The sequence below is a fragment of the Lysinibacillus sp. NPDC096418 genome (assembly GCF_044762775.1).
In the GTDB taxonomy this organism is placed as follows: Bacteria; Bacillota; Bacilli; order Bacillales_A; family Planococcaceae; genus Lysinibacillus.
In genome coordinates this window covers 39,046-51,452 of the sequence record NZ_JBIWEY010000019.1, presented here as the reverse complement: position 1 = coordinate 51,452, position 12,407 = coordinate 39,046, and the positions used below count along the sequence as shown (strand labels likewise).

At 37.0% G+C, this 12,407-nt stretch carries 13 protein-coding genes; 4 read left to right on the top strand and 9 right to left on the bottom strand.

What is annotated here, in order from left to right; all coding sequences use genetic code 11:
• From ACIQZG_RS14635 to ACIQZG_RS14615, 5 genes are all read right to left on the bottom strand, one after another.
• The gene (locus tag ACIQZG_RS14635) at nucleotides 1-669 is read right to left on the bottom strand and encodes a response regulator (protein WP_402756162.1); all 669 of its coding nucleotides are present in this window, start codon (nucleotides 667-669) and stop codon (nucleotides 1-3) included.
• On the bottom strand, nucleotides 666-1,703 hold the full coding sequence (locus ACIQZG_RS14630) for a PAS domain-containing sensor histidine kinase (RefSeq protein ID WP_402756160.1): 1,038 nt from the start codon (nucleotides 1,701-1,703) through the stop codon (nucleotides 666-668). The genes ACIQZG_RS14635 and ACIQZG_RS14630 overlap by 4 nt, the downstream gene beginning before the upstream one ends.
• A gap of 97 nt (nucleotides 1,704-1,800) precedes the next feature.
• Nucleotides 1,801-3,222, bottom strand: a complete 1,422-nt coding sequence (locus ACIQZG_RS14625) for an MBL fold metallo-hydrolase (protein ID WP_402756158.1) — start codon at nucleotides 3,220-3,222, stop codon at nucleotides 1,801-1,803.
• A 20-nt stretch (nucleotides 3,223-3,242) separates the two neighbouring features.
• Complete coding sequence (locus ACIQZG_RS14620) at nucleotides 3,243-3,812, bottom strand: hypothetical protein (RefSeq protein ID WP_402756156.1); 570 nt, start codon at nucleotides 3,810-3,812, stop codon at nucleotides 3,243-3,245.
• Nucleotides 3,813-3,849: 37 nt separating this feature from the next.
• Nucleotides 3,850-5,043, bottom strand: coding sequence for an NAD(P)/FAD-dependent oxidoreductase (locus tag ACIQZG_RS14615; RefSeq protein ID WP_402756154.1), 1,194 nt, complete (start codon nucleotides 5,041-5,043; stop codon nucleotides 3,850-3,852).
• Nucleotides 5,044-5,603: 560 nt separating this feature from the next.
• Between ACIQZG_RS14615 and ACIQZG_RS14610 the strand changes: the two genes are divergently transcribed.
• The 4 genes from ACIQZG_RS14610 (at nucleotide 5,604) to ACIQZG_RS14595 (ending at nucleotide 8,707) form a co-directional block, all read left to right on the top strand.
• Nucleotides 5,604-6,059: a chemotaxis protein CheX gene (locus ACIQZG_RS14610; protein WP_402756152.1), complete on the top strand. Its 456-nt coding sequence runs from the start codon at nucleotides 5,604-5,606 to the stop codon at nucleotides 6,057-6,059.
• 298 nt (nucleotides 6,060-6,357) lie between these two features.
• Nucleotides 6,358-6,480 (top strand): hypothetical protein, encoded by a 123-nt coding sequence (locus ACIQZG_RS14605; RefSeq protein WP_402756150.1) that lies wholly within the window; start codon nucleotides 6,358-6,360, stop codon nucleotides 6,478-6,480.
• 87 nt (nucleotides 6,481-6,567) lie between these two features.
• Nucleotides 6,568-7,059, top strand: coding sequence for a cupredoxin domain-containing protein (locus tag ACIQZG_RS14600; RefSeq protein WP_402756149.1), 492 nt, complete (start codon nucleotides 6,568-6,570; stop codon nucleotides 7,057-7,059).
• Nucleotides 7,046-8,707: a b(o/a)3-type cytochrome-c oxidase subunit 1 gene (locus ACIQZG_RS14595; protein ID WP_402756147.1), complete on the top strand. Its 1,662-nt coding sequence runs from the start codon at nucleotides 7,046-7,048 to the stop codon at nucleotides 8,705-8,707. The genes ACIQZG_RS14600 and ACIQZG_RS14595 overlap by 14 nt, the downstream gene beginning before the upstream one ends.
• 91 nt (nucleotides 8,708-8,798) lie before the next feature.
• Here the strand turns inward: ACIQZG_RS14595 and ACIQZG_RS14590 are convergent, their stop codons facing one another.
• From ACIQZG_RS14590 to ACIQZG_RS14575, 4 genes are all read right to left on the bottom strand, one after another.
• A complete protein-coding gene (locus ACIQZG_RS14590) occupies nucleotides 8,799-9,305 on the bottom strand; it encodes a hypothetical protein (protein ID WP_402756145.1) in 507 nt (168 codons plus the stop codon).
• A gap of 98 nt (nucleotides 9,306-9,403) precedes the next feature.
• Nucleotides 9,404-9,763, bottom strand: coding sequence for a hypothetical protein (locus ACIQZG_RS14585; protein WP_402756143.1), 360 nt, complete (start codon nucleotides 9,761-9,763; stop codon nucleotides 9,404-9,406).
• A 196-nt stretch (nucleotides 9,764-9,959) separates the two neighbouring features.
• The gene (locus tag ACIQZG_RS14580) at nucleotides 9,960-10,130 is read right to left on the bottom strand and encodes an RNA polymerase sigma factor (protein ID WP_402756141.1); all 171 of its coding nucleotides are present in this window, start codon (nucleotides 10,128-10,130) and stop codon (nucleotides 9,960-9,962) included.
• 161 nt (nucleotides 10,131-10,291) lie between these two features.
• Nucleotides 10,292-12,199, bottom strand: coding sequence for an ATP-dependent DNA helicase (locus tag ACIQZG_RS14575; RefSeq protein ID WP_402756139.1), 1,908 nt, complete (start codon nucleotides 12,197-12,199; stop codon nucleotides 10,292-10,294).
• Nucleotides 12,200-12,407: the final 208 nt, after the last annotated feature.

The window sequence follows — 12,407 nt, the reverse complement described above, 5'->3', positions numbered from 1 at the left end:
CTAAATATGAGAAGTAGGTTGAAGATTACGGTTTAAATGAAGATAATCATTGTCTAAACCAAATTGAATAAGTTCAGATTTCTTTTTTAAATTTAACTTTTGCATAATATTCGCTTTGTGATTCTCTACAGTCTTCACACTAATTAGTAACTTCTCTGAAATTTGTTTATTTGTATAGCCAAGAATGATTAAACGCACGACTTCACTTTCTCGTGAAGTTAAAATTGACGACTTACCTCTACCTTTATTAACCATTAGCTTTTCCATGTGTTCAGATGACAGCCCGACATTGTAATACTTTTTTCCATTGTAAACTGACACAATTGCTTCATATAATTCGCCACCATGGCTATTCTTTAAGAGATAGCCATGCGCTTCAATATCGATTGCTTTTTGAATATAATTTTCTTCATTATGCATCGTTAATAAAATAACCTTCACATTTTTCACTTTTTTTACTATATTTTGTGTAGCCGTAAACCCATCTAAGCCATTTGGAATAGAAATATCCATTAATATCACATCCGGTTTTTTACATTCTGCTGTAAGAATTGCTTCCTCGCCATCACTAGCTTCACCAACTATATGGAAGTTTTCATAGCTCTCTAATAATAGAACAATTCCTTTTCTAATTAACACATGATCATCAACTACCATAATCTTAATCACTGCACCACTTCCTTCCAATCAGGAATAGTAATAAATATTTTCGTACCAATCGTTTGTTGTGATTCTAGCGAAAATTCTCCACCAATTTGATAGATTCTTTCAGACATATGTTTTAAGCCAAGTCCTTCATTTTTGGGAGACTTTACATTAAAGCCGATTCCATCATCAGCAATCGTTAAGGATAAACCGTCGAGGGATTCATGTAAAATGATTGATATAGTGGCAGCTTCAGCATATTTTATACAATTATAAATTGCTTCTTGTACAACACGATATAAGTTAATTGAAACGGTAGGATTACAACGATCTTCTGTATTTGTTTCAAAGAGGAAAGTGATATTCTCATTATTTCGCTTCACAGAATTAATTAAGCTTTGTATAGCGGCCACTATTCCTAGTTGATCTAAACTTTGTGGTCTCAATTCATAAGCGTAAGATTTTATGTCATTCATTGCTTTTTCTAATTCCTGACGTACTTCTTCAATATAAGCATTCAGTCGCTCATCATAAATGTAGGATTCGATTGCTTGAAGTGCAACAGAAATAGTAAACAAAGATTGACCAACACCATCATGAAGCTCTTGAGCCAGCCGCTTATGTTCAGTCTCTTGCGCTTCAATGAGCTTCTTAATCATCATTTTTGAAATTCTCGCCTCGTCTTCTTTTATCTTCACACTTTGATCTCGTAAAACTAATAAATATTCCTTCTCATTGTTCATTGTGTCTTGAAACATAAGTGCTGTACTCATTTCAACATCGATTTTCTTTCCGTGATACGTAGGCATTTCCGACAAGAAGTATGGTACTTCATCATTTTGGATTAAATAGCATTTATTCTCTTTTTCATGACGACGTCTATTTACACAAAAAGAACAATATGGAACCTTTCCTTGTAACTTCCAACCCGTTAATCTTTCAGCAGAAGGATTTATCATTAAAATCATTCTTTCTTGATTCATAATGATAATACCATCTTGGATATTTTGGAAAATTTGCTTCAAATACTTATTTTCTAGAGAAAAAGACTCTATCATAAGTGAATCACCTCAAATTACAATATATTTATCCCATTTTAATGCAAAAAGAGGTTTTTAAAAATGAAAAGCTAGTTTGGACTAGCTTTTCATTTGTTTATACGTTAAGTGTTTGCGCTTCTTTTTTCCAACGTGCGTATCCGCCTAATAAATTAACACAGTTTTTCTTTCCTGCGGCTCGTAACACACTAGTCCCAATAGCTGATCGAACACCTGATTGGCATTGCACAATGATTTGTTGATCATCCTGTATGTCATCTATTCGTTTTAAAAGTGTACCGAGCATAATATGCTGTGCACCTTCAATATGACCTTGATTCCATTCGGCTTGATTTCTAATATCAAGTACAGTTACGTCACCTTTACTCACTAATTCTTCAATTTCAAGTGGCGTTACACTGTCATAGGTTTCTAATGAAACTTGAGCAGGTATCGTAAGAAGGATGTTTGTAATATCTCCGTACCCATCGACATTATCAATGCCGATTGATCGTAAAGCGATCAAGATTTCATCAAGGTGCTCTATATTCGTTAGCACATATAGCGGTTGCTCATAGTTCACGAGCCAACCAGCCCAGTTCGTAATCGATTTATTGAAAGGAATATTGATTGTACCTTCGATATGTCCATTTGCAAAAGAGCCCGCTTGACGTGTATCAATTACTTGCACACCTTGAGCGATTAAAGCTTGTACCTCTTCTATAGAAGAAACGCTTTGCAATTGCGGCAAATCTTTGATTAAGCTGGCCCCTACTTTATTGACATGCTTCATAACCGCAAAATAATAAGGCGGTTCTGGTTGTCCGTCTAATAAAGCCTCCATGAATAATTGCTCTTGATCAAAGTGCATAGCCCAGTTAAATTGTTTTTCGTATCCTATTGTAGAGGAAGGTACAGCTCCAAGTGCCTTACCGCACGCACTTCCTGCACCATGAGCTGGCCATACTTGCAAGTAGTCTGGTAAGCTCTTAAATCGCTCTACCGAATGATACATTACTTTAGCGCCAGCTTCTGCTGTTCCTGCCATGCCAGCAGCTTTCTCAAGTAGGTCTGGTCGACCAATATCTCCCACAAAGACAAAGTCCCCCGAGAATAGGCCCATTGGTTTATCTGCTGTACCACCTCGATCTGTTAATAAGAATGAAATACTCTCTGGTGTATGACCTGGTGTGTGCAAAGTTTCGAATATAAGATTACCAATTTTAAAAATATCCCCTCCTTTTAATAATTGATGGTTGATTTTTTCTAGATTTTGATATTGCCACTCTTCTCCACCTTCATCAGAAAGATACAATGTTGCGCCACTGCACTCCGCTAATTCTCTTGAACCCGAAACAAAGTCGGCATGAATATGTGTTTCAAGAGCACCGACAATTTTCAGTTTTTCTGCAATAGCAGTTTCGATATAAGGTAGGACATTTCTCATCGGGTCAACTACAACTGCTTCTCCTGTCGCCTGACACCCAACTAAATAAGATGCATGCGCTAACTTTTCATCATAAAAATAACGTAATAACATGTTCCAATTCTCCCCTCACGTTAACGTGTTTTTTTCTCAGCGACTATATTTAATGCTGCTTGAACATAGCATAGCATTTTTTGGATTGTAGGATCTTTTAACCACCTCATGATAGAAAAAACGGTAATCGACTGTGGCTGACACTCCGCACGATCTCTTACTTCTTTAATAAAAGCTAACCCATTTTTCCCATCTTGCAGAAAAGGATCTGTATATTCTTTCAAATTATTAAGTAAGTAGGCAGAAGACTCTTTATCTTGCATAATACTCAATATAAAGGCACTTATTTCCTCGAACTGTTGGATGACTTTCACCAGAGTAGGAAGTTTTTCTATGAGCATAAATAAAGAATAGATGGTATCAGCATTTATGTTGTATGTGGAAAGCCTTTCTTCAAACACGGATGTTGTTTGCTCATCTTGGATAACAGTTTTACCGAATAGCACAATGTCTTCTATCGAATGCAGGGTTGATTGTAGTTCAGGTAATTTTCGAATTAATTCAACCATTGCTTGTTGAATGTGTGGATCTTCTAATTCACTTAACAAATCTGATGTTGTATTGTGATGTCCTGATTTTATCTCGATCATCTTAAATCACTCCCGTTGCAAGACTTACTATGACTCATTACATGGTGCCTTTTAACATACCGTTCCAATACATAATTGGAAGTAAATCTTTCTTTAATAGATACATACTTTGCCGTTCGATAGCTTGGTTGAATGGCATCATTTCACACGGAGTTTTACTATAATCAAACTCCGCTAACACCAATTTGTTATATCCTGTAACAATTGGACAAGAGGTATAGCCATCATAGCTTTCATCTAAAGGAAGTTCTCTCATCAAAGAGACGATGTTACTTGCTACAACAGGAGCTTGTTTTCGAATTGCTGCACCTGTTTTAGAAGTTGGTAAATTAGCACAATCTCCTAACCCAAAAATGTTATTGTAACGAATGTGTTGCAATGTATGCTTATGAACATCTAACCAACCCTCCTTATCCGACAAAGGACTTTTTTCAATAAAAGCCGGTGCTTTCATAGGCGGTGTAACATGGATCATATTGTACGAAACCACGTCTTGCTCACCTGTATCTAAATGCTCGAAAATTGCCAGTTTTTCTTCTGCTTTAATTTCAATAAGGTTTTTTCTAAAACGCGCATCGATTTGTTTCCTTTGTAAAACCTTCTCTAATGTTTCGCGATATTTAGCGACATCAAAAATAGTAGCATTGGCAGAACCAAAAATAATGTCAGTTTGGTTTCTTACACCTGATTTTTTGAAATGATCCTCCGCCAAATACATTATTTTTTGTGGGGCTCCTCCACATTTAATTGGAGTTGCCGGGTGAGTAAAAAGAGCGGTTCCTCCTTGGAAGGAACGAATAGTTTTCCATGTATAATCCACATGCTGATAAGAATAATTGCTACATACCTCGTAATGACCAATTGCCTCTTGTAGGCCCTTTACACCTTTCCAATTGGTCTCGATTCCAGCAGCAACGACTAAATAGTCATATGAAATTCGTTGCTGCTGATCTGTCACAAGCGTATTTTCAATTGGTAGGAATGTGATAACGGCTTCTTGAATCCAGCTGACACCTTTTGGAATAACAAATTTCATATCTCGTTCTGTAACTTCCTTTTTTGCAACACCGCCGCCAACCAACGTCCATAGTGGTTGATAATAATGCTTATCAACCGGTTCAATAATAGCAATTTTGTTAACTAGTGAACTTGATTGACGCAACAAACGTGCTGCTACAGAAACACCCGCTGATCCTCCTCCAATGATGACAACTTTAAAATGTTTACTCAATTGCACACCCCTCCCTAAAGGAAATAATATTCTCACCAGAAAAAACAGATTTAAATTTCTGAATTTTTAAATTTATAATATCAGAAAGCGTTTTCATTTCCTATAGGGGGTTTCCCCTAAATTCTATGACACGGACCATTTTTGAATCTTATTAAACACTAATTGACATCGATATGCTTAGAAGCTTATATAGCAAGCGGCAAATTTAATAGCACATAGTTTGTAATCTCAAACACCTTGAACAAAGAAAAAACGCTACAAGTAACATGTACTTATAGCGTCCTAATATCTTTAGTTAATGGCCTTGAGATATGCCCTTAGCCCTTTTATTTTAAATGTGCAGTCGCCTGACTCATCACATATTTCCCTACCCCAATATAGATTGCTACTGTTGCTCCGATAAATACGAATGCCATTATTGACCGCTCCTTTTTAATGAATATGAAAATCATTCTCATTAATAATGATAATAATTTTCATATAATTCGTCAAGACATACTTTCATCTTACCCGTTTATCGTGGTAAGATGTAGAAAAGTCGTAAAAAGGATGCGGTTAATATGAGTAATTCGAAGCACTTTCAAACCATTTTAAACGGTACTATCCATGCATTAAAAGCAATACTACCGATGGACCTCCAAGTGAAAGCACCTAGTATTGTCTCTGAACCTTTTGAACAACAGGAAATGGGCGTATTAATCGGGCTCATTGGTGACTTAAAAGGACGAGTAATTATTGATTCTTCTCCTGAGGTCTTCGGTGGAATTGGTAACACAATGTTCGGCATGCCTTTAGAAGGTGAAATGCTTGAATCCTTCACAGGTGAATTTGGTAATATGATTGCTGGCAATTTATGTACAACTGTTGGTCATGAGAACTTAGAAATCGATATAACACCTCCAACCGTTATGGTCGGGAACACAAAGTTGTACGGTTTTGACAAAGCTTTTGCCCTTCCTGTCACTATTCCAGAAGTTGGTCCACTAACTGTTCTTCTAACAATTGAAGAAGAATAAAGTTTTACTAAGTTATTCTAAAGTCTATCTTATAACAATTTTTAACTACCAAAATGCAAACGTTAGCTCTAAAAGACTATATTCTATTTTTTACATATTTAATTGAGTGGGTTGTACCAAAAGTAAGTTTTATTACTTTTGGCACAACCCATTTTTCTTTTTCTATTTCCATCATAAATTTTCACACTTTTTTCACATAATTTACCTCTAAGTGTGATTTTTTTCACATCACAATAAAACGTTTTTTTATATGATGTTTTTAAGAAAGTCCATTTTGTAATCTTAGGAGGGAGCAAGGATGGCAAACAAAAAAAAGTCCGAAGAAAATCTTAAAGGTTCACTCTATGCGGTAATGGGAGTAGGCGTTATTGTCATTTTAGTGTGGGCGTTCTGCTTTAATTTATTTATGGAGCGTTTTTAAGAGCTACTTCAGTATTTCGTAGCGTAAACAGCTGGTGCTATTACGCCGAGATTTCATTAAATTTTATTAAAGAAGGGACGGAGAGATATGCATATACATAAATACGAGAAGTATTGGCTTGTGTTTGGTGTAGGTACATTAGTAGCTTTCCTCATCATTCTCGGCATTGGTGCATTCCATCAAGGCTCGCATCCTAACAATGGGAAGAAAACAATTGATTATGAAAAAGCAAAAGAAATTGCACCCTTTAATAATCCTGGTGTTCACAAGGTTAAAGGAAAAGATTGGGATTATGAAGTTGTTATTTTAGCTTCTGCTTTCTACTATGATCCACCTGAAATCGAAGTACCACTTGGCGCAAAAGTTAAATTCATTGCAACGAGCCAAGATGTTATACATGGCTTCGAAATTGCAGGTACAAATGTTAACATGATGCTTGAACCTGGCTACATATCTGAATATGTAACAGAAATCAATCAAGCAGGTGAATTTTTAATCCTTTGTAATGAATACTGCGGTACAGGACATACGCTTATGCATTCTATGTTGAAGGTGGTGGATCCAAATGAGTCTGAATAATTTGACTACAGTGGATCGTCGTGATGCGAAGTTAGCACTTGCACATATCTATGTGGCATTTATCGCATTACTATTAGGTGGTCTCGCTGGTTTATTACAAGTATTCGTACGCTCTGGCCAGTTCACATTGCCAGCAGGTATTGGTTATTATCAAGTTTTAACTGTTCATGGTGTTTTACTCGGTCTTATATTAACAACATTTTTCATTTTCGGTTTCCAAATTGCTGGCGTTAGTCGCACTTCTGGAACGTTCTCAAATTCACAACGTCGTCTTGGCTGGATTGGTTTCTGGTTAATGACAATTGGTACTACTGCAGCTGCTGTAATGGTTTTATTAAATAAAGCAACTGTCTTATATACATTCTATGCCCCTCTTCAAGCACACTGGATTTTCTACTTAGGCTTAACCTTAGTCGTAGTCGGCTCTTGGGTTGGCGGTGCAGGGCAAGTTTTACGTTATATGCAATGGCGGAAAGAGAACAAAGGTAGCGGTCAACCAAGTCCCTTACTTTCTTTCATGGTTGTCGTAAATAATCTTCTATGGCTTGTAGCAACGTTGGGGGTAGCTGTATCTGTACTATTCCAACTTCTACCATGGTCACTTGGCTTAATTGAACGAGTAGATGTGTTATTATCTCGTACATTATTCTGGTATTTCGGGCATGCTCTTGTATACTTCTGGTTACTACCTGCTTACATGGTATGGTATATTGTCATTCCTAAAGTAATCGGCGGAAAAATTTTCTCAGATTCATTAGCAAGGCTCTCATTCATCTTATTCTTACTTTTCTCTGTACCGGTTGGTTTACATCACCAGCTAACAGAACCTGGTATTGACGGTACATGGAAGTTCATTCAAGTTGTATTAACGATGGCTGTAGTTGTACCATCCTTAATGACTGCCTTCTCGATGTTTGCTATGTTTGAATTACGCGGGCGTGAACTAGGTGGTAAGGGACTTTTTGGCTGGTTCAGAAAATTACCGTGGAATGATTCACGCTTCTTCGTGCCATTCATCGGAATGTTAGCGTTCGTGCCTGGTGGTGCTGGCGGTATCGTCAATGCTTCGTATCAAATGAACCAATTAGTACACAATACAATCTGGATTCCTGGTCACTTCCATTTAACCATTGCATCTGCAGTTGTATTAACATACTTTGGTGCCGCTTTCTGGCTAATCCCGCATTTAACGGGACGCAAACTAACAAAATCGTTAAACACACTTGCTAATATGTCGGGTATTTTATGGGCAGTTGGTATGACAATTATGTCATCTGCAATGCATATCGCTGGTCTACTCGGTGCCCCTCGTCGCTCTGATTACTCTGAGTATGGTGGTGCACAGCAAGCATATGATTGGATCCCATACCAAATTGCACAAGCTGTTGGTGGAACAATCCTATTCATCGCGATTTTAGTTATCATGTATATTGTCGTAAAATTAATTTGGTTCGCCCCAAAAGGCAACGAAGAATTCCCAGTCGGTGATGTACATGAAAGTAGCGGACATACGCCGCCGATATTAGAAAACTTCAAACTGTGGCTTGTTATTTTAGTAGCGTTAATTTTATTCGCTTATACAATTCCACTGATCGATATTATTTCAAACGCCCCTCCTGGTGCAAAAGGCTACAATAACCTTTGGTAGTAAACCTATCCCTTCCTCTTGTGGAAGGGATTTTTTTATGCACTATATCGACAAAATGGCTCCTCAACCTTTTATAAAATCACCCTCTCATCTATAAACCAAAAATGATTAGTATCGATACAATAAAAATGCTAGCTATCCAGCCAAAATGGATGATACGTTGTCTCAAGGGCTTTCTGCGCTCAGTCACCATAACCAGACAAAATAGTAGACTAAATAAGCAAGGAATTAGGATTCCCGCATGGAAAAAGCCATAATATCGTGTAACCATATTTGTCATTAATGTTATACCGACAGGTACTAAAAAAATAAAAGTTTTCTCCCATCTTAAAGGTTCTACATCCACTTTAGGATTTTGTTGTTGCCTTTTGAACATAATAAAAAAGACAATACCTAAAAATATGACCATCAGTATTACTTGTAAAAAAACTTTATTTTTCACCTGAATGTCTATTTTATCTATTTCATCACTATACAGAGTGACTAACTCCTTATCTGTAAGCTCAAATTCTTTTTGCTGATCGACCATTTCAACTAATAGTCCTTTTTCTGTTAAATAGCATTTTATATAGAGTGAAGTACCATTGTCATATTGCATTAAAATATCGCGATCATCACTAATATAGATTACTTCACCTTCATCACGATCTAACCTATTTGAATAAGTTAAAGCTGCGCCTATTTTTTCAAGCGTTTCTAGCCAAGAGGACCGATCAACCTTTTCTTTTCCCAGAAAAATGGATTTAGAAAGTCAACTTCTTTTTGACCAGCCTTATTTTTATAAATATATGAGCTCGTAATTGAGAGCTGTTCATTCGATTCAATGCTATTTTGTTGTTGTGACTGATGTAAAACGTCGAAGGATGAAAATTTAAGTAGTTGACCAAGAAAGAACAAGATTATTACGAATGAACCTATCAAACTGGCTATGTATTTATAATGTGTACTTTTTTTATGCTGTTTATCTTTTTGTTCTACTTGACGGCACGAATTTCGCTGTTCTTCTTGTGTCCACTTTATTTGCACAAATTTTTTCCCTAGTTTTTCATTGTCCATCCTCTGAGACTTCCCCTCTCATCACTCTTTTTAGCGCCTCAAGTGCACGAGTAGTATCATTTTTCACTTTGGATTTTCCGCAAAATAAGGGCTTCTCGAAACTGTACGTTTAACGCTTAGAGCCCAGTATATAATTCATACATGTCTTCAGTCATTTCAATCCGATCATGTGGAACATAAGCTTTTTCGTGTTTTTCTAAAAACCTACGATACGCCGACGTTTAAAGTGATCATAAACAAGATTTCGTGCAACCTTTCGTAGCCATGTTTGCATATTCGAATCTTGTCGAAATATATGTAAATATTGATGGCAGCGTACAAACGAATGCTGCATTAAATCCTCTGATGTTTCACGATTACCTGTCATTAAAAAATATATGTAAATTTATCTTTGTTATAGTTTTCGTACAATATTTTTGTATCAAGTAACACTCATATTCATCTCTCTTACAATCATAGACGATTGAAAGATTCATTTGATTCAAAAAAAAAGTGATTTTGCAAATTAATACAAAATCACTTTCACTATTACTTCATTTCTGGTACTACTGCTAAAATATTTTCAAATGATGCACGTTGCTTCATTTCCTCTTCATTTAACAGAATGTGAATATCCCCATGGTCATTGGATGTACGAATTAAACGTCCCATTCCTTGTTGCAAACGTAGCTGCATGAATGGTAACTCGACTTCTTCAAAAGGATCTTCAGCAAATGAACGTTTTGCATCGAATAATGGGTCATGCGGTGGGAAAGGTAAATCAAAAATAATAACGCGTGTTAAGGCTTCTTCTGGTAAGTCTAAGCCTTCCCATAAATGATACGAGCATAATGTTTTCACTGTACCTTCTTGGAAATCACGAACGATCGCTGATAGTTCACGATCACCTTCAAATGCAACATACATGCGCTCCATTATCGGTAATTCATTTTTAAAGTCTAACATTGCTTGTTTAGATTTAAATAAGATTAGCGTTTTCTCGCCATCTTTTAACAGTTGTTGTACTCGTGCTGTTTTTCGCGGTTGTGCCAATTCATGCAAGTAAATTTTCATGACTTCTTCATAATCAAATGGAGATGGCACTGAGAATGATTGATAATCACGAATTCCTAAACTATAGGCAATATACGAGAAGTCCTTATTCACTGAAAGTGTTGCAGAAGAAAAGACGATTGGTAGTTTTTTCGAGAATAACTTTTCTTCTAATACTTCAGTAATAAGACGTGGCATAATAACGAGTGTTTCTTCACCATCTGTCTCTTCAAGCCAATCTACTGCATCACCTTGCGCAGTGAAAATACGTAATGATGCTTCGTATTGCTCTAAATATTCCTCTGCCATATTCAGTTCATACTCAGGAATCATATACATTTCTGATTCAAAGACGAATTCCTCTAGTAAAACTTCTACATCGGCAATAAGTTGCTTACCATATTTTAATAGTGTCGCAGACTTATTAATTCGTTTACGATCTTCACCAGATTGCACGACATCATCGCGTAGCTGGTCGAAAAATAGCTCATGGTCGTCCTGAAGTTTTTCCATTGCATATAATGTACGTTCACGAACACCATCTACCATTAAACGTTCCAGCAATTGAACAATCGTCGTTGCCTGCACTTTATACGTCATCGCTTTTTGAGCTGCGTATTCAAGTAAATGCCCTTCATCTAATACCATCATTGACACTTCAGGTAAAAGTGCAAGTTGCCCTTCACGTTCACGCGACTCTTTTGTTGCTAAGTGCTCCATTAGGAAATCCTGTGAACAAATAATCAAATCCGTGGATTTACGATAATGCGCGCGATGTAGTGTTTGACCACAACGATTACGCAGGTCACATACCGAGCATTGCATGATTGAATTGTAATTGACTTTTTGCCAATCTTCATCGCTTACAGACGGATAATCACTACGATCTCCGTATGGTTGCACAGCAATCATCGAACCTTGCGCGTACACACCATCTGGAATTGAAAAAGAAATATCATCAATCCATTCATCCGTTTCTACTTTCTCCGCTTCTTCAAAACGCTTTAAGCAAAGATACTGATCACGTGATTTGGCTAAGCGAACATCAATGTCAAGACCGAGTGTTTTTTGTAATTTATAAATATCGCCGCCCTCTTTGACAAGCTGGTCGATTAACGTTTCATCTGCACAAGCAATAAGCGCTGGCTTCCCTGTATAACGCGCATACGATACTGCTGGCAGTAAGTAAGCAATGGTTTTCCCAGTACCTACACCCGCTTCCGCAAATAGTACGTTCTTTTCTTTTAAAGCCTGCTCGATTTGATATGCCATGAAAATTTGCTCATCGCGACATTCAAAGCCCTTCTCTGGTAGTTCATCATACAAAACATCCCCCATCCAGTCACCTAATGACTCGAAAAAAGATCTATCTTTTGATAATGCAAATGGTAAAGATTTTCGCAAGTTAACGTTCCCCCTCTAACAATCATTCCTATTATACACGACGAAACGGAAGGTAAGAAACATCTCACCTTCCGTACCCGACTAATTTTTTCAATATTTAAGGTAATCATCATAACTTAATGTTGATTTCCATTCCGGCTGGGCGCTTTTCGGGGGCGTCCGATGAGCCGCTTCACTCGGAAAGCCTCGCTCCAGGGTCTCGGGGCAA